At 51.5% G+C, this 20,431-nt stretch carries 20 protein-coding genes and 2 tRNA genes; 10 read left to right on the plus strand and 12 right to left on the minus strand.

All coding sequences use genetic code 11. From position 1 onward, the window contains the following. Positions 1 to 11: 11 nt before the first annotated feature. The 8 genes from ACT6RZ_RS10905 to smc all read right to left on the minus strand — a co-directional run bounded on the left by ACT6RZ_RS10905 (position 12) and on the right by smc (position 13,513). A complete protein-coding gene (locus tag ACT6RZ_RS10905) occupies positions 12 to 2,288 on the minus strand; it encodes an EAL domain-containing protein (protein ID WP_444702138.1) in 2,277 nt (758 codons plus the stop codon). 260 nt (positions 2,289 to 2,548) lie between these two features. Beyond that, positions 2,549 to 3,169, minus strand: coding sequence for a sulfite oxidase heme-binding subunit YedZ (locus ACT6RZ_RS10910; protein ID WP_444702139.1), 621 nt, complete (start codon positions 3,167 to 3,169; stop codon positions 2,549 to 2,551). A gap of 40 nt (positions 3,170 to 3,209) precedes the next feature. Then, the gene (msrP, locus tag ACT6RZ_RS10915) at positions 3,210 to 4,160 is read right to left on the minus strand and encodes a protein-methionine-sulfoxide reductase catalytic subunit MsrP (RefSeq protein ID WP_444702140.1); all 951 of its coding nucleotides are present in this window, start codon (positions 4,158 to 4,160) and stop codon (positions 3,210 to 3,212) included. Between the two features lie 184 nt (positions 4,161 to 4,344). Next, complete coding sequence (locus ACT6RZ_RS10920) at positions 4,345 to 5,202, minus strand: DUF4394 domain-containing protein (RefSeq protein ID WP_444702141.1); 858 nt, start codon at positions 5,200 to 5,202, stop codon at positions 4,345 to 4,347. A 346-nt stretch (positions 5,203 to 5,548) separates the two neighbouring features. Next, on the minus strand, positions 5,549 to 6,400 hold the full coding sequence (locus ACT6RZ_RS10925) for a hypothetical protein (protein ID WP_444702142.1): 852 nt from the start codon (positions 6,398 to 6,400) through the stop codon (positions 5,549 to 5,551). A 40-nt stretch (positions 6,401 to 6,440) separates the two neighbouring features. Continuing rightward, complete coding sequence (gene ligA / locus ACT6RZ_RS10930; protein WP_444702143.1) at positions 6,441 to 8,519, minus strand: NAD-dependent DNA ligase LigA; 2,079 nt, start codon at positions 8,517 to 8,519, stop codon at positions 6,441 to 6,443. Between the two features lie 2 nt (positions 8,520 to 8,521). Then, complete coding sequence (locus tag ACT6RZ_RS10935) at positions 8,522 to 9,952, minus strand: cell division protein ZipA C-terminal FtsZ-binding domain-containing protein (RefSeq protein ID WP_444702144.1); 1,431 nt, start codon at positions 9,950 to 9,952, stop codon at positions 8,522 to 8,524. Between the two features lie 51 nt (positions 9,953 to 10,003). Further along, on the minus strand, positions 10,004 to 13,513 hold the full coding sequence (smc, locus tag ACT6RZ_RS10940; RefSeq protein WP_444702145.1) for a chromosome segregation protein SMC: 3,510 nt from the start codon (positions 13,511 to 13,513) through the stop codon (positions 10,004 to 10,006). A gap of 80 nt (positions 13,514 to 13,593) precedes the next feature. Between smc and queF the strand changes: the two genes are divergently transcribed. From queF to ACT6RZ_RS10980, 8 genes are all read left to right on the plus strand, one after another. Further along, entirely contained in the window at positions 13,594 to 14,040 is a 447-nt protein-coding gene (gene queF / locus ACT6RZ_RS10945; RefSeq protein ID WP_444702146.1) for a preQ(1) synthase, read from the plus strand. Between the two features lie 158 nt (positions 14,041 to 14,198). After that, positions 14,199 to 14,274: transfer RNA gene (locus ACT6RZ_RS10950), tRNA-Ala, on the plus strand. 89 nt (positions 14,275 to 14,363) lie between these two features. Then, positions 14,364 to 14,439, plus strand: a tRNA-Glu gene (locus tag ACT6RZ_RS10955). A 248-nt stretch (positions 14,440 to 14,687) separates the two neighbouring features. Continuing rightward, positions 14,688 to 15,308 (plus strand): hypothetical protein, encoded by a 621-nt coding sequence (locus tag ACT6RZ_RS10960; RefSeq protein ID WP_444702147.1) that lies wholly within the window; start codon positions 14,688 to 14,690, stop codon positions 15,306 to 15,308. A 235-nt stretch (positions 15,309 to 15,543) separates the two neighbouring features. After that, positions 15,544 to 15,891 carry a hypothetical protein gene (locus tag ACT6RZ_RS10965; RefSeq protein WP_444702148.1) on the plus strand — a complete coding sequence of 116 codons (348 nt, stop codon included), beginning with the start codon at positions 15,544 to 15,546 and terminating at the stop codon, positions 15,889 to 15,891. Positions 15,892 to 15,901: 10 nt separating this feature from the next. Beyond that, positions 15,902 to 16,219: a hypothetical protein gene (locus ACT6RZ_RS10970; RefSeq protein ID WP_444702149.1), complete on the plus strand. Its 318-nt coding sequence runs from the start codon at positions 15,902 to 15,904 to the stop codon at positions 16,217 to 16,219. Then, complete coding sequence (locus ACT6RZ_RS10975) at positions 16,216 to 16,545, plus strand: hypothetical protein (RefSeq protein WP_444702150.1); 330 nt, start codon at positions 16,216 to 16,218, stop codon at positions 16,543 to 16,545. The genes ACT6RZ_RS10970 and ACT6RZ_RS10975 overlap by 4 nt, the downstream gene beginning before the upstream one ends. A 154-nt stretch (positions 16,546 to 16,699) precedes the next feature. Next, complete coding sequence (locus tag ACT6RZ_RS10980; RefSeq protein WP_444702151.1) at positions 16,700 to 17,218, plus strand: hypothetical protein; 519 nt, start codon at positions 16,700 to 16,702, stop codon at positions 17,216 to 17,218. 163 nt (positions 17,219 to 17,381) lie between these two features. Here the strand turns inward: ACT6RZ_RS10980 and ACT6RZ_RS10985 are convergent, their stop codons facing one another. Next, entirely contained in the window at positions 17,382 to 17,636 is a 255-nt protein-coding gene (locus ACT6RZ_RS10985; protein WP_444702152.1) for a hypothetical protein, read from the minus strand. Positions 17,637 to 17,809: 173 nt separating this feature from the next. Further along, positions 17,810 to 18,340, minus strand: a complete 531-nt coding sequence (locus tag ACT6RZ_RS10990; RefSeq protein ID WP_444702153.1) for a glutathione peroxidase — start codon at positions 18,338 to 18,340, stop codon at positions 17,810 to 17,812. A 229-nt stretch (positions 18,341 to 18,569) separates the two neighbouring features. Between ACT6RZ_RS10990 and ACT6RZ_RS10995 the strand changes: the two genes are divergently transcribed. Both ACT6RZ_RS10995 and queD read left to right on the plus strand, forming a co-directional pair. Further along, positions 18,570 to 18,743 (plus strand): hypothetical protein, encoded by a 174-nt coding sequence (locus ACT6RZ_RS10995; RefSeq protein ID WP_444702154.1) that lies wholly within the window; start codon positions 18,570 to 18,572, stop codon positions 18,741 to 18,743. Between the two features lie 56 nt (positions 18,744 to 18,799). Beyond that, the gene (queD, locus tag ACT6RZ_RS11000; RefSeq protein WP_444702155.1) at positions 18,800 to 19,240 is read left to right on the plus strand and encodes a 6-carboxytetrahydropterin synthase QueD; all 441 of its coding nucleotides are present in this window, start codon (positions 18,800 to 18,802) and stop codon (positions 19,238 to 19,240) included. 33 nt (positions 19,241 to 19,273) lie between these two features. Here queD and dnaQ read toward each other — a convergent pair whose 3' ends face one another. Together dnaQ and rnhA are read right to left on the minus strand one after the other, a co-directional pair. Then, a complete protein-coding gene (gene dnaQ, locus ACT6RZ_RS11005; protein WP_444702156.1) occupies positions 19,274 to 19,954 on the minus strand; it encodes a DNA polymerase III subunit epsilon in 681 nt (226 codons plus the stop codon). A 45-nt stretch (positions 19,955 to 19,999) separates the two neighbouring features. Continuing rightward, positions 20,000 to 20,431, minus strand: coding sequence for a ribonuclease HI (gene rnhA, locus ACT6RZ_RS11010; RefSeq protein ID WP_444702157.1), 432 nt, complete (start codon positions 20,429 to 20,431; stop codon positions 20,000 to 20,002).

The raw sequence follows: 20,431 nt of genomic DNA on the forward strand, positions 1-20,431 counted from the left end.
GCGCTTGCTGATTACTGCAGCGTCTGCGTCAGGCAGGCTTCAAACTGCGCTATCGGCATAGGCTTGCCGAACAGATAGCCCTGGTAGCGGCGGCAGCCATTATTCAGCAACAATTCCATTTGCTCCTGCGTTTCTACCCCTTCGGCGATCACGCTGAGATACATGCTTTGTGCCATGGCGATGATGGTACGCACAATGGTGCGGTCATGGCTATCGGTGACGATATCATTGACGAATGACCTATCTATCTTGAGCTGGTATAAAGGCAGTTTTTTCAGGTATTGCAGTGAAGAATAGCCGGTACCAAAGTCATCCAGTGAAAACTGGATGCCGATATGGCTGAGCTCGGTCATGATACTGACAGCGTCATCGACGTTCTCCAGCAGCAGGCTCTCTGTCAGCTCCAGCCGCAACGCATTCGGATTGATCTGGTGTTTCTGGATGCAGGCTTTGATCATGGAAATAAAATTAGCCTGCCTGAACTGCCTGGCACTGATATTCACCGACAGACTGAGGTCGCTGGTGTTGCGCGCATGCTGCCAGCGTGCGATCTGGGCGCAGGCCTGGTCTAGCACCCACATGCCGATATCGATGATAAGTCCGCTGGATTCTGCCACCGGGATAAACTGCAGCGGTGAGATAAAGCCACGCTGAGGGTGTTGCCAGCGTAACAAAGCTTCGGCACCGAACGGCCGGCCGGTATGGTCTACCTGCACCTGGTAATGCAAGGCCAGTTGCTGCTGCTCTATCGCCAGCCGTAATTCGGCTTCCAGCATCACCTGGGTAGCGATTTCTGTCTGCATGCCTGGTTCGTAGACACATACGCTGTTGCGCCCGGCCTGCTTGGCCCTATGCATGGCGATATCTACCGCTTTGACAAAGTCGGTGTCACTCGCTTCCACGCTGGTAAAACTGGATAAGCCCATACTGGAGGTGATCTGCAGCTTCTGGCCATCCACTTTAAAGGCACGCTCGAATATCTTTTGCAGTTTGCGCTGCAACACCCACACCTGTTGCAGGGCTTTTTCGCTTTCAGAGGCCAGGCCCGATAACAGGATGAGGAACTCATCGCCACCCATACACGCCAGAAAATGCGGTGTCGCCACCTTTTGCAGACGCTCGGCGACCTGCTGCAACAAGCGGTTGCCCAGCGCATGCCCGTGCGCCTCGTTGATCCATTTGAAATGGTCGATATCCAGATAGATCAAACCCCAGTGCTGGCCAGTCGCCGGTTGCAATTGCACCCGTTGCAGTACTTCATAGGCTTTTCTGCGGTTAGGCAAGCCGGTCACCGGCTCCAGATAGGCCAATGCTTCCATGCTGTCCTGCGACAGATGGCGGTCGACCACGATACTGACCAACTTGGCCGCCTGCTCTATCATGGATTGCTCACTGGCAGTCGGCGTCTGTGGCTGGCGGTAGTAAATGGCGAACGCACCGAGAATGTCCCCAGCGGCCGTCAGCAAGGGTTCAGCCCAGCCGGCATGTATGCCCGAGGCTAGCGCGGCTTCGCGGTGATGCACCCAGTAAGGGTTAGTCATCACATCATCCACGATCACTCGCTGTTTCATGGCGATAGAAGTCGCCAGCGAGCCTTTATCGGTTTCGAGCTGTAACTGGCGCAAGGTTTCCTGCATGGCTTTGGGCAAGGTAGGTGCGATCACCGTCTGCACCAGCTTGCCCAGGTTTTGCGTCAGCACGATGGCACAATACATATCCGTGTGCATGGCCTCAATATCGCGGGCGATGGTTTCCAGCACGCGCGTGGCATCCTGTTCCTTGAGCACCAGTTCCAGCATGGAGTACTGAAAGCGTTCATAGGCCAGCGCACGCGATTGCTCCTGTTGTGAAGCCTGCACGGCCTGACGCTCACGTGTGATCTCACGTACCAGCACCAGCGAGCGTTGCCGGCCTGTACTATCGCTAAAATCGTGGGTGCTGCATTCCAGCCAGCGGTTGTGCTGTTCAGGCAATGCGAGTTGTATGGTGCGCTGGCTGATGCCAGGCAAAGGCTGGCTGAGCATGCCTTGCAGCGGCGCATGCGTGATGGCGGGCAGATAATGCCACAGCGGGGTGATCGCCTGAACTGCAATGGCAGGCAAAGGTTCAGGCACAGGCATATCGGCCCGATTAAAAAATAATAGGGCGTCGCATGTCCCCTGCTGGTCGGTGACTGCTGCCAACCCAAAACCAGAGGAGTCTATCGTGGATTGCCATCTTTCAAACGTGCTGGCGAGCGCCTGATCCGCCAGAACGAATGCGTCGGGCTCGAGTATTACTTTTGACATCACATACCTTCACAACCGCAGTGTGAAATCCAACTAGCGACAAGCACAAGCCAGCTAAAGCCGGTCGCCGGTTAAAATCAAACACCCCTAAAAATTATTAGTGAGAGTCCCCCATCAAGCATGGCTCTCTTTATATTTATAATAATGTGTCTAAAAGCGGGAATGATGTCAAGAGCGAACAGTGAAGAATATGACTGTGACAGCAGTCACACAAGCATTTAAAGCCCGGGAATGGCATTTAGGGGCATTTGGCAGACAGATCAGCGCCGACGATGAACCGTCGTCCACCAGCGTGCCAGCATCAGCCCGGCAAACAGCAGGCTGTAAATCACAGGTTCGGTCACATCTTTTTTCACCAGCCACCAGTAATGCAATAAAGCCAGCACGGCAATCACATAGACCAGCTGGTGCAAGCGTTTCCAGCGTTGTTTAAGCGCACGTATGGCACGCTGGTTCGAGGTCGCGGCGAGTGGCAAGGTGAGCAGGAAGGCACAGGCGCCTACCAGCACATACGGGTGCTTGACGATGTCGTGGCCTATATCCGGCCAGTCAAAGCTGTAGTCCAGCCACAGATAACTCAGCACGTGCACACAGGCATAGGCAAACATCCATAAGCCCAGCAAGCGACGCACGGCAATCAGCCAGGAAAGCGGTTTCCACAACCGTAACGGCGAGATGCTTAAAGACAGCAGCAAAAATACCAGTGCCCAGGTGCCGGTGGAACGTTCGATGAACTCTACCGGGTTTGCCCCCAGATCATCCGTGACAGCCAGCACCAGCAGGCGCAACAGTGGCAGGCAGGCACCCAGCCAGATCAGCGCCTTAACCACGCGTATGTTGGCAACCGGGCTGCTAAACAGTTGTGAAGGTGTGCGTATCATGCAATGCGTGAGACAAAATAGCCGGTCGCGGCATCAACCCTTAAAAATTCTTTTTTAGATCCATACCGGCGTATAACTGCCCTACTTCGTCATAGCCGTTAAACATTTTAGTTTTAATGCGCCCGGCAAATAATCCTGCGCCTATGCGTTTTTCTGAGGACTGTGTCCAGCGCGGGTGATCGACTTGAGGATTCACATTGGCATAAAAACCATATTCGCGTGGACCGGTTTTGACCCAGGTGGTAGTCGGCATCTTCTCGACAAAACGGATAGTGCTGATGGCTTTGGCGCCCTTAAAGCCGTATTTCCATGGCACCACCAGGCGTACCGGGGCGCCATTCTGGTTAGGCAACACTTTGCCATACAGCCCTACCGCCAGAATCGCCAGCGGCTGCATGGCCTCATCCATGCGCAGCCCTTCCACATACGGCCAGTCCAGCACTGGCAGGCGCGCACCAGGCATATGGCGCGGGTCATTATAAGAAACGAATTCGATATATTTTGCATTGCCGGTAGGCTGGGCCCAGTCTATCAGCGCTTTTAACGGCAAGCCTATCCACGGGATCACCATGGACCAGCCCTCTACACAGCGCATACGGTAGATACGCTCTTCCAGCGGCGCCAGTTTGATTAACTGCTCTATGCTCAGGGTTTTGGGCTGCTTGATCGCGCCTTCAACCTTAATGGTCCACGGCGTTGGTTTGAACAACACTGCCTCGCGTGCCGGGTCTTCTTTGCCGGTACCAAACTCATAGTAGTTGTTGTAACTGGTGATGTCCTCATAGCTGGTCAGTTTTTCTTCCTGGCCATAGGCGGTTTTTTTGGCGTCGAGGGCGGCTGTCGCGGCCTGGGCATTGAATGGCAGCCACAAACCGGCGCTGATTGCACCGGCCGCTTTCAGCAGACTGCGTCGCTGACTGAACACTTCGGGTGCTGTGATCTCGGAAGGCTGGATGCCACTGGGGTTACGGCGATTGTTATCCAACAACATACTGGCTCCTTAAGCGCTTGCATAGCATGATACATCTATCAGTTAAGACCTGATCAGAGGCCAAACAATTCCAAATGACGGCTGCGAAAGCAAAACAAAGCGATCCCAGACTCCCCGGCGCCAGACAAGCAAAAGGGCTAAAGTCAGAGAGTGACCTTTAGCCCTTTAAGCACCAGCAGACAGTTTAGCTGCGCTGTCTGGATCTTCTCAATGCGATGCCTGCGATCATTCCCAAACCTGCCAGCAACATGGCATTGGTACCTGGTTCAGGCACAATTGCAGCCGCCGCCACGCCAGTCAGGCCATTAAAGGTGCCGTTCAGCGTGGTCAGATAGGTGGCTGACCCTGTGATCAGATTAATAGAAAACAACTGTGAGTCCAGGGTGCCGTTATCCAGATTGAATAGCGCATAGGCTTTACCGTTACCCAGGATATCAAAGCCATTTGCGGATAAAACATCCACATTAAGCGAACCTACCGTTTGAATGCCGCCATTGGTGGACGGGCTATTAAAACCGGTATTCAGGAAATGCAGGCTATCACTGCTGGCATTGATGTAATACAGATCAGTGGTATCACCCGCACCAGGATTCACCCCTGGACTGGAGTTGCTGTAAGCAGCTGCCGTGTAGCCGCTGCCTATGTTGCTGGTGGTGTTACCTATGACGCCGGTATCAGCATTCACCGCATAGTTGCTACCTGTCCCGGTGACGACGCGCAATGAAGCATTGCCGCCAAAATCCGCAGAAGGATTAAAGTCTATGCCTACAGCCTCGCCGGTCAGTGAAGCGCCGGTCAAACTGGTTTTCAAGGTGGCGGCGCCAGTGCTGGTGTTGAATGTGTACAGATTGTTGGCGCTGGTGATACCGTACACCAGGCCATCTGTCGGCCGCAGGTCTACGCCTAGCAAGCGTTCGCCCTGTGACAGACCGGAGATGTTGATATAGGAAACAGCACCCAGATTCAGCGTATCTATGACTGCCAGTTGATTACTATTAAAGGTGTATAACGTGTCAGCGTTTGCTTGGAAAGCTCCAGTCATCACAACTGTCGCAAGCATTGCCTTGTAAACAAAGCGAATATCCATGGTCTAACCTCTCATCAATAATTATTTTATATAAATTCTGATAGCCCCGATAAACTATATCACGATAAATAATTATTAAGTTAATAATAAATAATAAGCACTATTATTGCGATAATTATTTATTCTTAATACATTAATAATGAAAAAGCTAACCGGGAAGGCGCCTGATAAGACGTATTAACTCAGACGTATAAACTTGATAGACATATTACAAAGACAAGTGGAAACCTTTAGCAGATCCACTCCTGCTGATGGACACCCAAAAACCCGCGCGAGTTCTGGCGGCTGGTGTAAAGGAAGATTAAGGTTTTGCCGCGCGGACGCGGGCTAGCAGTTCAGTTAACTCGTCATCCTGGATCTTGCGGCTGATGGTTTCAGCCTGCGCCAGTAATGTTTCAGCGCCGGCAGTATCGCCCTGCGCGCGTTTGGCCTCAGCCCAGTGTATGGCGGTTTTGGCTTCATAAAAACTGCCGCCGTTCTCTTGCGCATATTCCATCAGGCGCTGATAGGTTCTTTCAGCGCCGACAAAGTCTTTTTTGGCGATGAATAGCTGGGCTAATACCAGGCTGCCCTCAGCGTATTGCTCTGGTGCCGCAGATTTGCGTAGCATCATCACGCCTTTTAACTGGTACTCAATGGCATGGTCAAGTTGCTGCAATTGCTGGTAGCTCAGCGCTTCATGCACATAGCTGTCTGCGCGCTCATCATCGTTTAAAGCCAGCTTTTCACCGGCCTGAAAAGCTTGCAGTGATTCTGCATACTGGCCATTACCGTAATACGCCTCGCCTATCAGATTGTGCGCGATGCGCACATAGCGGCGCATGTTCTGCTGCTCACTGAATACGAGTGCCTGCTGGTAACTGGCTAACGCAGCCGTCGTATTGTGAGTGGTTTGCTGTGCATGGCCGAGCAGCATATAGGCAGAAACCAGATCCAGGCCTTGTGGCTTGAGCGCAATGGCTTGTTTAAAGCTGGCCTCGGCCTCTGCATGCTGCTGCAGAGCCGCTTGCGCGCGCCCTTTGCAAAGCCAGAATTCAGGCTGGCTGGCATGCTGTCCGGCAATGTTCACCGCTTGCGCATACTGGCGGCTGACTATCGCAGCATCGCAGGCGTCAAGTCCTGCGTCTCTGGCAAATACATTATTTATAATCAATAAATTAAACAGTAATGTTAAAGTTATTTTTGAATACATATCAGAACAACCCTGCTTGTGTTTGCATGTTTTCTATAACAATTTCCGTGACGGTTTCTGCGGCTGAAGCTGGCAACTGCAACATGGCCAGCAATGCTGCTTCGTCGAGGATGGTGACGTTAAGTTGCTGCGCTTTTTCCAGCTTGCTGCCTGCCTCTGCGCCAGCGACTACATAACTGGTTTTGGCAGAAACACTGCCACTGACTTTACCGCCCACTGCTTCTATCATGGCTTGCGCCTGGTCGCGCTTCAGGCTGGGTAAAGTGCCGGTCAGCACAAAGGTCTTGCCTGCAAACGCAGCCGACTGGATCTTTCTTGGGATATCGGCCCAGTGCACGCCTAAAGCACGCATGGCGGCGATCACTTCGCGGTTATGCGGCTCCTGGAAAAACTGGTAGACCGCATCGGCCACCACTGGCCCGACATCATTCACCTGCAGCAGGCTTTCAATATCGGCCTGCATCAGCGTGTCCAGGTCACCGTAATGCTGTGCCAGGTCTTTGGCAGTGGCTTCACCTACATTGCGTATGCCCAGCGCATAAATAAAACGCGGCAGACTCGCCTGCTTGCTTTTGTCTATGGCAGCCAGCACATTCTGCGCTGACTTTTCCGCCATGCGGTCCAGGTCGGACAGCATGGCCAGGTCCAGACGATAAACATCGTCCAGATGGTTGACAAGGTTGCGCGCCACCAGTTGATCGACCAGTTTTTCACCCAGGCCTTCAATATCCATGGCGCGCCGCGAGGCAAAATGGGTCACCGCCTGTTTACGTTGCGCCGGGCAGATCAGGCCGCCGCTACAGCGTGCGATGGCCTCATCCTGCAGGCGTACCACATGCGAACCGCATTCAGGGCAAGCAGTTGGCATCACAAACACACGCGCATCTGCCGGTCGCAGTTCAGGCAAGGCAGCAACCACTTCAGGGATCACATCCCCTGCCCGCCTGACGATCACGGTATCGCCGATATGGATATCTTTACGGCGTAACTCATCCTCGTTATGCAAGGTGGCATTCGTCACGGTGACACCACCAACAAATACCGGCTTGAGCCTTGCCACTGGTGTGATAGCGCCAGTGCGGCCAACCTGCACCGTGATATCCTCAACCAGGGTGGTGGCCTCTTCAGCCGCAAACTTGTGCGCCACTGCCCAGCGCGGTGCGCGCGAGACAAAGCCCAGTGTGCTTTGCAGATCAAAATCATTGACCTTGTACACCACACCATCAATATCAAACGGCAGGCTGCTGCGCAGCTCCCCTATCTCGGCGTAATAATCTCGCAAGCCCTGGGCACCGGCTTTTACTGTGCGCAGAGCGGTGACCGGGAAGCGCAGATCAGCCAGGTATTGCATGGCTTGTGCATGCGACTTCAATTCAGGGATACCGGCACTGGCGCCCAGACCATAGGCAAAAAAGTGCAGCGGACGTTTTGCGGTGATATTGGAATCCAGCTGACGCAGGCTGCCGGCAGCGGCATTGCGCGGGTTGGCGAACAATTTGCCGCCTGTGGCTGCCTGTTGCTGGTTTAACTTTTCAAAGTCTTTTTTCAGCATCAGCACTTCGCCACGCACTTCGAGTAAGGCCGGTGGCTGCTTTGATGTGAGCCGGGTAGGAATGGCGCGTATGGTTTTCAGGTTATGGGTGACGTTCTCGCCGGTGTAGCCATCACCGCGGGTGGCCCCTTGTACAAACACGCCATTTTCATAAGTCAGGGTGATCGCCAGGCCATCAAACTTTGGTTCTACCGCATATTCAATGACGGCTTCATCGGTGGCTTCGCGCACACGGCGATCAAAGGCTTCCAGTTCCTGGTCGCTAAAAGCATTATTCAGCGAAAGCATGGCCTGCCTGTGCTGCACACTGTCAAAAGCGGCTGAAGCCAGACCGCCAACGCGCTGGCTGGGAGAATCAGGCGTGACCAGATCAGGATATTGCTGCTCTATCTCTACCAGCTCGCGGTAGACACCATCGTATTCATTGTCGCTGACCAGTGGCGCATCAAGCACGTAATAATGATAGTCATATTCGGCGATACGTTGCTTGAGCTGTTGCAGGACCAGCTCAGCCTCATTGACAGCCATGATCAGGAGAACAGGCGTTTGGCATGGCTGCTGCCGGGTACTATCCCCTGCGCGGCCATGGCATTAGAAATATTTTTTAACTGCTGACGGATCTTGTCGAGTTGCGGGTCACCGATAGGTTTGCGGTTCACATCGATCAGGCTGGCACTCAGGCTGGCCGCCATATTGCGCGCCAGCTCTACCATACGGTCAAATACCTGCATGCTATCAGCGGTAGTGGGGATATCGAGCTGGAATGTCACGCCCGTCATCACCGTGGTTTTCAGCATCTCGCCTGAAAAGGGTTTGCCTTCGTAATTGCGTACAGAGAATTCCAGCTCACCTACATTGTTGAACAACTCAAAACGGCCTTCGGCACTCAGCTGCAAGCCACAGGCTTCGGCTAAACCGCGCAGTTTGGTCGCATGGAACATGCCCTGATTCGCCAGCACGTGGAATTCAACCGCTTTATCCACCTCGATACAGAAAGTATCTATCTCCTGCGCTTGCTGGGAAGGCTCATAGCCACCTTGCCAATGTATGCTCAGCCCCAGGGCACGCGCCAGTGTCTCCATAGACTTCTGAAAACGCTTCAGCGTCTCCTGGTCTACCGGGCCACCACGGTCAGCCAGTTGCAGGCTACACACGACCTGGCTAAGCGGTATCTTGTTCTGCATCGCAGCAGCATCCATGGCCAGCACATCCAGCCATTTGGCATCTGCACTGCTTTGCCCCCATAAGGTGGCGTGGTGCGGAAATGTTCTCGCTTCTGCCTGCAGGTCTTCCAGTTCTGCCAGCATCACGCCTAGCGGCGCATCGATCACACCTACCCAATCCATGGCCGTGTGCAAAAGTACAGGCAAGGCCGCCGCAAAAACGGCTTCTTGCTCTGGGTTACCTGGCGCTGGTACATCTGATTGTGCCTCGGCAGCGTCATACGCTTGGGCATAGTCTGCCACTTGCTGGCCGTGAACGGCTGCGGGCGCTTCAGTGATTTCTTGCGCAGCTTGTTGCTGCAGTGCAGCAATCGAAGGTTCCTGCTTGGAGTCGGCGTTTAAGGCCGCAGGTGTAGACTTGGGTGGTAGCGGGCGGGTTTCGTTCGCTTGCTTGTTCAGTGGCGGGTTGGCCGGTTTTTGCGCAGTGGCCGGTTTGGCTTTCTGGCTATCGCCGACCGTGAATTCCGGCTCAAACTTTGCCGACTGGCGCACACGCGGCTCAGACATCCAGCCTTCTACATCTTCAGTCACGGCATTTTTGTCAGCCGCAGCCGATTTTTGGCCAGCCTCGGCCTTCTGGCCGCCTGGCGACTCGCCTGCTAATACATCGGTACGCGTATGGCTGAAGCGATATTCAACATCTTTGCGGTACTTTTTTTCTTGCCACCAGTTAAAAACTACCACTGCCAGTACAATGCTGACCCCCAGCAATACCAAAATCATCCACAAATCAGACATGTATGGTTACTATCCCTTAAAACTCCGCGATATGATACAACAAAACATGCCTTACGCCGCATGCATGCGTATCGCCTCATCTATATCCACATCAACAATCCGCGACACGCCGGATTCCTGCATGGTGACGCCAATTAGTTGTTGAGACATTTCCATCGTGATTTTGTTGTGCGAAACGAACAAAAATTGCGTTTTTTCTGACATCACCCGCACCAACTGACAAAAACGTTCGGTATTACTGTCATCCAGCGGCGCATCGACTTCATCCATCAGACAGAATGGCGCCGGATTCAGACGGAACAGCGCAAACACCAGTGCCATCGCTGTCAGCGCTTTTTCGCCGCCAGAAAGTAATTGTATGGTGGTGTTTTTCTTGCCTGGCGGCTGGGCGAATACCTGCACGCCGGTGTCCAGAATCTCGTCACCCAGCAGTTCCAGCTTGGCCTGGCCGCCATTGAACAGGGTCTGGAACAACTCGCCGAAATTACGGTTGGCCTCTTCAAAGGTGGCCCGCAGTTTGCCTCGCGTCTCGCGGTCTATCTTCTGTATGGCTTCTTCCAGGGTCTCACTGGCGGTCAGCAAGTCTTTTAACTGGCTATCCAGATAACCCTTGCGCTCTTTTTCCACCGATAATTCTTCAATGGCCGCCATATTCACCGGCCCTAATTGCTGCATCTGCGATTGCAGCTTTTGTGTGGTCTGCGCCAGCACCTGCACTTTGCTGTCCAAGCTCAAGCCTTGCTGGATCATGCTGTCATCCAGCCCGGTGTCTGCCAGCGCCGCCTGGCACTGCTCCACCTGCAGGCGGCATTCCTGCTGCTTGAGGCGTCGCTGCTCCACTGCGTCTCTTAGCGGGTGCAACTGCTGTTCGACCTGCATACGGTTACGCTCTTGTGTCTGCAGGGCAGTTTCCTGCTCGGCAAGCAGGTTACGCGCCTGTGCCAGTGCCTGTTCGCACGCATGCTGCTGGGTCAGCGCGTGCGCCAGATTGGCCTTGAGCGTCTCCATATTGCTGATGGCCAGGGTTTGCTCGGTCTCAAGCAGCCTATGCTGCAAGTTTTGGCTTTCCTGCTCATTATGCGTTAAGCGCTGTTGCAGATCGTTGACGGCGTTTTTAAGCAGCGTGTGTTCAAACACCTGTGACTGATGGGCTTTTTCAGCCTGCTGCACGCTATCACGCAAGTTAAAATAGGCTTGTTCCGCCTGCTGTTTTTGCGCCTGCGAGTCGCGTGCCGCTTGTTCCAGCGCGGCAAACTGCGCTTGCTGGCCGGCAATACTGGCGAGCGCGGCCACGCTCTCTGCATTTAAAGCGGACCGCCGACTTTCGGCCTGGGTGATCTCCTGTTGCAGCCCCGCCTGCCGACGTACAGCATTATCGTGTGCCTGCTGCAAGCGCGAGATCTGCATCTGCGTATCATGCGTGCCCGAGGTCAATTGCTTGATGTGCACATGCGTTTGTTGTTGTAGCTGACGGGTATTCTGCAGTGCGGACTCCAGGGTCTGCGCCTGCTGCTGCGTAGCCGTCACGGCCTGCTGCGCCAGGCTCAGACCGGATTGCAGCTGGTCTAGCTGCTGCTGGCGCTCAAGCACCCCTTGCATCTGGTTCTGGCGGCCATAAAACACCGCACTGTAGCGCTGGTAAACATCACCATTCCTGGTCAGCAAACTCATACCGGCGCTTAACTGGGGCTGGTAATGCGCCAGTTGTTGTCTGTCATCCAGCACATAGACGCCAGCCAGCCAGTGCTGCAAGGCGGCGGCTATTTCAGGCTGCTTGATGGTCAACAAACTGAACAAAGCAGGCAGGCCCTGCCATTGAGCTGCTTGCGGCTCAGCGCCTGACCCGGCTTTGGCGATCGCCAATGCGGCCTGTGGATGTGGCAATTGCGACCAGTCCGGCAGGTTTTCAGGCAGCAAGGCATTCAGCTTGTTGCCCAGTAGGCTCTCCAGTGCCGATTGCCATTCGGCATCGACCTGAATGGCTTGCCATAAACGCGGCGCCGATTGCAGCCCGTTTTTTTGCAGCCACGGCCCCAGCTGCTGGTCTTGCTTCATGCTTTGCTGCAATTTCTGCAATGACTGGATCTCGGCCTCTAACTGATGCAAGGCACGCTGTGCCTGCTGCCAGTCATGCCGCGCCTGCTGCAAGGCCTGCTGCTGCGTGTTTTCATCTGCCCTAAACTGTGCCAGCTGTTGCTCTTCATGCTGCAAATCAGCCTGTTGTGCTGCCAGTTGCTGCTGCAGCTCGCCCAGCGCCTGCGTGTCTGGCAATGCCCACTGCCCCAGCTCGTGCTGCAATTGCTGCAAACGCTGCCCTACTTCAGTCAGGTTGCGCTGTATAAAATTGACATTGTTCTGTTCCAGCTGCATTTGCTGGCGGCTTTGCTGTACCGTTTGCTGCGCCTGGCTGGCGGTTTGTTGTATCGCCTGCAACTGCGTAGCCTGCGCCGGCAGATCATGCTGCATGGTTTGCAAGCTTTGCGCGTGCTGCGCTACCGCTCCCTCAGCCGCAGCCAGAACAGCGGTTTTATCGGTTAATTGCGTGTGTAACTGTTGCTGCTGTTGCGCCCTGTGCTCCATCTGCCTTTGCAGTTGCTGCTGTTCCTGCAACAGGCGGTCACGCGCCTCTTCAGACTGTTTCACCTGCAGACCCAGGTTAGACACCTGTGAATTCGCCTCATAAAAAGCCGCCTGCGCTGTATTTAACTGACCGGAGGCCTGCTGATGCTGCTGGCGCGATTGCTCAAGTTGCAGCTCATTGCTGCGTAAATTGGCCATTTGCGCTTCCAGCGCATTCACCGCCTGCTCCACCGCTTGCGAAGCAGCCTCGTGTTCCTGCACCGCATCGCGTTTGCGCAGCCACCACCATTGCGCTTCGGCCAGCTTGTGCGCCTCCTGCAAGGCATGAAACTTTTGGGTGACGAGTGCTTGCGCCTCTAGCTTGATGATCTGCTTGTTCATCTCGCGCGAGATATCTTCCACCCGCTCCAGGTTCTCGCGCGTGTCACGCAAACGCAACTCGGTCTCGCGGCGGCGCTCTTTATATTTGCTGATACCGGCCGCTTCTTCAAGAAACACGCGCAGCTCTTCCGGCCGAGCTTCTACGATGCGTGAAATGGTGTTTTGTCCGATGATGGCATAGGCACGACCGCCCAGCCCGGTACCCAGGAACAGATCGGCCACATCGCGGCGGCGAACCGCAGTATTGTTGATATAGTAGGTAGAGCCTTTGTCGCGTTCGATCACGCGCTTGACCGAGATCTCGGCGTATTGATTCCACTCGCCACTGGCACCGCCCAGGCTGTTATCAAACACCAGCTCCACACTGGCGCGCGAGATAGGTTTGCGGTTACCCGACCCGTTAAAAATCACCGCATCCATCGCATCAGCCCGCATCTCCCGCGCGGACGATTCGCCCAGCACCCAGCGTACAGACTCCATAACATTGGATTTACCACAGCCGTTCGGCCCGACCACCCCCACACGTTGCCCGTGCAGATGAATGGTAGTCGGATCGACAAAAGACTTGAACCCCGCAAGTTTTAAATGAGTGAGACGCAAAGTAAGAAAAACGCTTATAAGAATTTGAATGATTGCTTAAGCGTTATAATACCCACTTTTATCAAGAAACATAGCCTGCAATGAACGAACATTTACTCGGTGGCAAGCCAACCGCTGTCCCCGCCAAGACACTGGAAACCTTTGACAACCCGAATCCAAACCGTGATTTTCATATTCATATGGAGATCCCGGAGTTCACCTGCCTGTGCCCTAAAACCGGCCAGCCGGATTTCGCAATCATTTACCTGGACTACATTCCTGACCAGCTGTGTGTGGAATTAAAAAGCCTGAAACTTTATATGTGGTCGTTCCGTGACGAAGGCTGCTTCCATGAGGCGGTGACTAACCAGATCCTGGATGACCTGGTCAGCGCGATCGCACCCAAGTTTATGCGCGTCACTGCCAAGTTTTATGTACGCGGCGGCATCTTCACCAATGTGGTCGCCGAACACCGTGCCGCCGGCTGGCAGCCGCAACCCTATGTTGAGCTGTCACAGTTTCCGGCACAGAGCAATATTCGCGGCTAAACAATAGTGCCAGCAAGCAGGCATAAGCGCTGAATGTCAGTCAATCGCAGTTTTTTAAAGAATCCTGCGAAAAGTCGTTGACAAGACAAGTGCCCGTCATTAATATGGCGCCTTCTTTGAATTGCAGCGCAAAACAAAGAAATGCAGTACCAGGATTCGGGGGTATAGCTCAGCTGGGAGAGCGCTTGCATGGCATGCAAGAGGTCAGCGGTTCGATCCCGCTTATCTCCACCAAGTGATTGAAAGTATTGAGTTTTTTGTAAAAAAATATTTTTCGATTATTTGAAACAATGGTATACTGCACACGTTGTAAAATTTCTTAGGTCCCCATCGTCTAGAGGCCTAGGACACCTCCCTTTCACGGAGGCGACCGGGGTTCGAATCCCCGTGGGGACGCCAAAATCCACACAGTGGTTGAATCGTTAAAACATCAACTGATTCATACAGATCAAACCTCCAGTGTTTACGCACTCGAGGTTTTTTCTTTTGCGCAAACCAACGCATATCCTCTTAACAAACAGTCTCGCTCCTCCCACTGAGAACTCTCAAGCTAACTGGCCGAGATGAATAATTCCACCATCTCATTGTAGAATATCCAGCGATAGAAACTCATTCAGGCTGTATCGATAGTCAATAACAAAAATCTCATGAATACTATTTCTAAAAAAACCTTAGCCTCTCTGTTGCTAGTTTCAGCGATATTCATTTCTGGTTGCAGTGGTCACATCGACAGTCTTAGAAAGCCGCAGACAACCACTCGGATAGAATTGAAAGAAACCTACGAAAGCAAGCGCCAGCGCAACACCCCTTTTTGTGATGAAACCTTTGTACACCGGGCATTAAAAGGCTTTTATTATCCAGAATTCGAAGATAGTAGCGGCGTTTATTACCGCGGGAATAAAGGCTCGGTTCAATTTGAAGCGCTCAAAGTCTCCTGCATGGAAAAGCTACCGTTTGCTAAATTTGATTGGGGCGGTATTTACATCCCCAACGACCCAAACTCCCCGGCTCAACTTTATAGTTATGGTGGAATAGTGCCTGAAGGTTATGTATCGCCAGTGCCAGTACCCCAAGTGTCTGAAAAACCAGTACCAAAACAAAGTGACACTGCCTCACTGCCTGAACCTCAAGAAAAGAATTACGTTCGATCTCGCGGGGTGTTGATTGAGACTATATTAAGAATAGATCGGAATAGCATTCAACTCTCCCCCAGTCAGGCAAAAGATGGCAGCTTGAGGGCTGCGATCACTTTTACCAACGCACCATAAAACGAACTATCACTTAAGGCCAATCTGGTTTCATGACTTGCATTGCTGATTTGTAAGCGGTGGAATTTGAAGGATGAGGATGTGTGGCTCAGCCCCCCTGCTACAATAGTCGTCAGATTAAGATACAGGCCTGAGCTTAGCTTTATTAAAGACATAAGAAGTATTCAACCAGGCAATCAAGGCCAGATTGATGCAGTACAATTTAACTGATAGAAAACTAGAAAAGAGTCGGTGTATGCAAATCAGGGGATTAGAAAACAGGGATAACTTCAGATCATACGCCACTTTATTTCTCTTCGTGGTCTTGATAGTGATTGCAGGGTACTTTCTCAGGCAGTCCAATAAAGCCAGGCAAGCGCAAGTGGTAGAGTCTGTCGATGCCGGGCATTTGCTTAATACGACCTTGGTCACTCACACTTTCAGCGCTGACGACACGAATGTTGAAACAGACAAGGAAACTTATCTGGTGCATGGCAAAGCTCAAATCGAAAAAGGAACCAGCCTGCGGTTAGAGAAAAGATTGAATAAGCAAAAATTCCTCTGCGTGACCTCAAAAAATGAATGCTGGAAACTGGTATTTTAATTTTTAAACCATGCGTAAATACCTGATCAACATAGTGTTTTTTGCTGGTGTCGCGCTTGCGATCTACGCAATCCGAATGTTCCTGGTTCAAGACTACACAGACAAACAACTCAAAAGAGTCGAGCACATGCAGGAGAATATTCGACAGCAAGCACAGCAACGCCTAGAGGAGCAAAAAACCGCTCAAGAACAGAAGCGACTGGATGCGCCTGTGAAAGTGTTAGTGCGGGCTAAAGACGTTAGAACATGCATGAAAGACCTAGAGACTGATACGCTCAACAATGCGGTGGTTGAGTGTACTAAAGACCATTATAAGGAGACGAGGTGATCACCAGAAAAGGGATGTCTCTGCACTATTTATTATTTGCTGCAGTCGCTGCACCCACCATGGTCTTGATGAGTGGCTCCATTGCTGGAGGAGTGATTGCTTTACTTTTGAGTTTATTACTCGTCAATATTTTCACTGCTAAATATCCGAAATTAATAAACTTGAAGCGCAAATATATTGAATTTCAGCTTGTAGGTTTAGTAGCAGGTTTAGCCATATTCAACAATGCAGCTTATAAAGATGCGGTTTTAGTGATGTGGGTCTTGATTATGTTCATCTTCTTTTTCAAATCCATTTTGCAGACTATGCAAATTCTTTCAGACTAGGCCCCGCCTGCCCCCCCCAGCTCGCAAACTTAGAAGTTGCAGTGATACGCTGATATAAAAAGCCTGGCTTGAATATCAACACTAGTCATGTTTCATAATCTCTTAATAAGGCGTGCGTTTAATTCACAGACCTAACCTTTAGAGTTTAAAAAAAATGAAAAGAAAATATCCCGAATTATCAATGTTGCTGATGTCTCTGTTTTTATTGATATCTTGCTCATTAGCGAATGCTGCCACGCTGAAATTCACATACACGAGTGACACGGATGGTTATGCTGGTTTCTTTACTGTCGATGAAACAACCTTTAATCAAAAGCTTGGTAAATCTAACTGGCTCTTGAATGAATATATTTCAGAGCTGAGTTTTTCATTTCGTGGCGATGTGTGGGGAACGGAAGATATAGACAGGAAAGCTTATACAGTGTTTCGTCAGGTTGCGGGGATCCCCCTGCCTCAAGTGCAAGGGGGATCTGGTGCGCTTGCCACACACGGCTTCCCATTAACCAATATTACGTTGTACGCTGATGGCATAGTCAACTTCGCGGATACATTCCAGCTTGTGCAAGGGCAATGGTCAACCTCTTATGTAGCTCAAGTGCCTGAGCCTAAAGGTTATGCACTGCTTTTAGGCGGGCTGTTATTGATAGCGGCATGTTTACGCGTGAAAATATAGCCATTAGCTCATGCTGGCATGCTGCGTTAACACAATGCATGGATACATACAGAAAAACCTCAAGTGTTACGCACTTGAGGTTTTTTGTTTTTGCGCAGACAGATTTACATTTGGCCAGGTAAAAGTGTTACTGGCAATTGCTGTGCCGGTTAAGAGACTTTATTTAATGCGTCTCTAGCTTCATGTAAACCTCTTCGTCTGCAACCATATCCAGGACAGACTCTGTGAATTCATCCGAACATTCGCTGGACCATTCTGCATCCTCATTGAAATCACGCGTCATCATGGGCAGAAAGCTCATGTGCATATACTGCCCGTCATCCATTTTGATCGCTTGTACCTGGTCCGGGTGCTCTACCAAATCCCAGGTGTCGGGGATATCTAGCTCCACTTGAATGGTGACTATTAGTTTTTTCATGATGCTCTCTTGTATAAGTGGTTTGGAGGACTTGAGACTATAGGGGCTGTTCAAGCGAACGACAAGCTAACTTTGCCTTTATATCATGACAATATTGCGTCAGGAGTAGCTTTGGCCACCTCACCTGCTCTAATTACCTGATATTGCAATCGCCTGGCAGTTCATGAAAACGGCTATTTCAGATACGGCTTTATTTTCTCCACGATATCTTCGCTATCCGGGCGCGTCATGCTGTTGAAGGAATAGACTTTCTGGCCACCGGGCAGTATCACGTATTTATAGAAATTCCATTGTGGTGCTTTGCCGGTTTGTTTGATCAGTTGCTGATAGAGCGGATTGGCAGTGGCGCCGGTGACACTGGTTTTTTCCACCATGGGAAACTTGACAGAATATGTCAGTTTGCAGAAGTCTCCTACCTGCTTGTTATTGCCCGGCTCCTGCTTGAAGTCGTTAGAGGGGAAGCCGATCACGATCAGGCCTTTGTCCTTGTATTGTTCATAGATAGCCTCCAGCGCCTCAAACTGTGGCGTGAAGCCACATTTGCTGGCGGTATTGACCACCAGTATCGGTTTATCCTGAAATTGACAAAAATCGACAGTTTGACCTTGCAGGGTCTTAAACTGGTGTTGATAGAAAGGTAAACAGTCAGCATTGGCCATCGTAGAAACTCCTATAGTGCACAACGCGATGATCAAACCACGCATTACTTTTCTCCTGATAATTTAGCAATAATATTTATATTAATTCTTTACAGACAATCAGTTAGCGCAATTGTTCTGTGGATCATAGGGCATTTTTCTATTTTTGACTGACTATCGTTGACCAAAACGCAGGAACTAAACCCGGCTTTGGCACAGTCTATGCTAATGATTACGGTAAGAATGTCATGACTGACATGTTTGAGCAATATCAACTACCATTAAGGAGTGAATTATGTTGCAAAAAGCAGGACCTACCGACAAATTTAAGCGTATAGACCAGATGCTGGAAGACTTTGCCGGCGATGAAGTGGACGATTTTGACACAGGCTATGGCAGCTACGAAAAAAGCCACAAACACTATTCGGCTGACGAAGATGCATTGATGGATATCGACGAGCTATATTAATGCAGTGATAGCTTTTCGTGCAGAGTGTGCTGCATGGTTACTGATATAATATCGTCATGGAAATTACTACACGCTTGGAGTTCGATGCTGGACATCGTATTCCTGATCACAAAAGTCAATGCCGCAATTTACACGGTCACCGCTACGCGATAGAGATCACCTTATCGGGTGACATCATTCAGGCGGAGCACGCTTCAGAAAACGGAATGGTGATGGACTTTGCCGACGTTAAGCGCATTGCCAGAGAAACCATCGTTGATCGTTGGGACCATGCCTTTCTGGTCTATCAAGGCGATACCGCTGTGCTGGACTTTTTAAACAGCCTGCCTGGTCACAAGACTGTGATCTTCCCGACTATCCCTACTGCAGAAAACATGGCTGCCGAAGCCTTTAAATTGCTTAAAGCGCAATATTACGGCACCTTTGACAACCATCTCAAACTGATCAAAGTCAGGCTGTATGAAACACCTAACAGCTGGACAGATGCCTTTGCCTAGCCGCTTGTTGCCTCTGATCTAATTCAAACCTGTTTACCAGGGCGTTGCGCCAGACTTGGCCAGGCCCTCAATATACTTGGCATGCGCGGCCAGCTCTTCAACATCGGCCGTCACCAGTTTCACGTTATTCAGATCGACGGCGACACTGTCGTGGGAGACTTGCTCTACAGTGCCGGATAACTCCATCAACAGGCTTTCCTGCCCACGCGTCATCGCGATATAGACTTCACCCAGCAACTCCGCATCAAGCAAGGCGCCGTGCAGGGTACGCTTGGAGTTATCAATGCCAAAATGGCGGCACAATGCATCCAGGTTGTTACGCTGCCCGGGGCGCGATTCTTTTGCCATTTTCAGCGTATCTATGATGCCGCTGACTGCCGTTTCCAGTTTATCCAGCCCCAGTCTGGCTAACTCCATATTGAGGAAGCCCATATCGAACGGGGCATTGTGGATGATCAATTCGGCACCACGCACAAAGTCGACGAATTCGTCAGCTACCTGCGCAAACAGCGGTTTATCCTGCAAAAACTCAAGCGAAATACCGTGCACTTCCTGCGCACCGGCATCGATCTCGCGTTCGGGATTGATATAGACATGAAAATGGCGCTGGGTAGGCCTGCGGTTAAAAATCTCCACCGCGGCGATCTCGATGATCCTGTGCCCCTGGTCAGGGTATAAGCCAGTGGTTTCGGTATCCAGAAAAATTTGTCTCATGGCTGCGCTTTTAAAAAAGTTGATTCAAACCGGGTTAAAGTTGATTCAGATCGGTGATTTTGCCACGGTGAGTACGCCCTGGTTGGCCAGCACATCGGCGCGCTCGTTACCCAGGTTACCGGCATGCCCCCTGACCCAGATCCAGTCTATGGTATGCGGGCTGGCCAGATCATCCAGCATCTGCCATAAATCGGCATTTTTGACCGGCTTTTTATCTGCCGTCCGCCATTGCTTCTGCTTCCAGCCTTTGATCCATTCAGTCATGCCTTTTTGCACATAACTTGAATCAGTATAGATCTTGATATGCGACGGCTTTTTTAACACTTGCAAGCCCTGGATCACCGCCATCAACTCCATGCGGTTATTGGTGGTCAATGCTTCACCACCAAACAGCTCCTTCTCATGCAGCCCGGCTTTCAGCCAAACGCCCCAACCACCTACTCCCGGGTTGCCTTTACAGGCCCCGTCCGCGTACAT

The sequence above is a fragment of the Methylophilus sp. genome (assembly GCF_052437885.1).
Taxonomy (GTDB): domain Bacteria; phylum Pseudomonadota; class Gammaproteobacteria; order Burkholderiales; family Methylophilaceae; genus Methylophilus.

Bases quoted from the DNA above. Each gene is read 5' to 3' on its own strand.
- queF (WP_444702146.1), top strand. From the start codon at position 13,594: ATGAACGAACATTTACTCGGTGGCAAGCCAACCGCTGTCCCCGCCAAG.
- rnhA (WP_444702157.1), bottom strand. From the start codon at position 20,431: ATGTACGCGGACGGGGCCTGTAAAGGCAACCCGGGAGTAGGTGGTTGG.
- ACT6RZ_RS10970 (WP_444702149.1), top strand. From the start codon at position 15,902: ATGCGTAAATACCTGATCAACATAGTGTTTTTTGCTGGTGTCGCGCTT.
- queD (WP_444702155.1), top strand. From the start codon at position 18,800: ATGGAAATTACTACACGCTTGGAGTTCGATGCTGGACATCGTATTCCT.
- dnaQ (WP_444702156.1), bottom strand. From the start codon at position 19,954: ATGAGACAAATTTTTCTGGATACCGAAACCACTGGCTTATACCCTGAC.
- ACT6RZ_RS10980 (WP_444702151.1), top strand. From the start codon at position 16,700: ATGAAAAGAAAATATCCCGAATTATCAATGTTGCTGATGTCTCTGTTT.
- ACT6RZ_RS10995 (WP_444702154.1), top strand. From the start codon at position 18,570: ATGTTGCAAAAAGCAGGACCTACCGACAAATTTAAGCGTATAGACCAG.
- ACT6RZ_RS10965 (WP_444702148.1), top strand. From the start codon at position 15,544: ATGCAAATCAGGGGATTAGAAAACAGGGATAACTTCAGATCATACGCC.
- ACT6RZ_RS10985 (WP_444702152.1), bottom strand. From the start codon at position 17,636: ATGAAAAAACTAATAGTCACCATTCAAGTGGAGCTAGATATCCCCGAC.
- ACT6RZ_RS10960 (WP_444702147.1), top strand. From the start codon at position 14,688: ATGAATACTATTTCTAAAAAAACCTTAGCCTCTCTGTTGCTAGTTTCA.
- msrP (WP_444702140.1), bottom strand. From the start codon at position 4,160: ATGTTGTTGGATAACAATCGCCGTAACCCCAGTGGCATCCAGCCTTCC.
- ACT6RZ_RS10905 (WP_444702138.1), bottom strand. From the start codon at position 2,288: ATGTCAAAAGTAATACTCGAGCCCGACGCATTCGTTCTGGCGGATCAG.
- ACT6RZ_RS10990 (WP_444702153.1), bottom strand. From the start codon at position 18,340: ATGCGTGGTTTGATCATCGCGTTGTGCACTATAGGAGTTTCTACGATG.
- ACT6RZ_RS10920 (WP_444702141.1), bottom strand. From the start codon at position 5,202: ATGACTGGAGCTTTCCAAGCAAACGCTGACACGTTATACACCTTTAAT.
- ligA (WP_444702143.1), bottom strand. From the start codon at position 8,519: ATGGCTGTCAATGAGGCTGAGCTGGTCCTGCAACAGCTCAAGCAACGT.
- ACT6RZ_RS10935 (WP_444702144.1), bottom strand. From the start codon at position 9,952: ATGTCTGATTTGTGGATGATTTTGGTATTGCTGGGGGTCAGCATTGTA.
- ACT6RZ_RS10910 (WP_444702139.1), bottom strand. From the start codon at position 3,169: ATGATACGCACACCTTCACAACTGTTTAGCAGCCCGGTTGCCAACATA.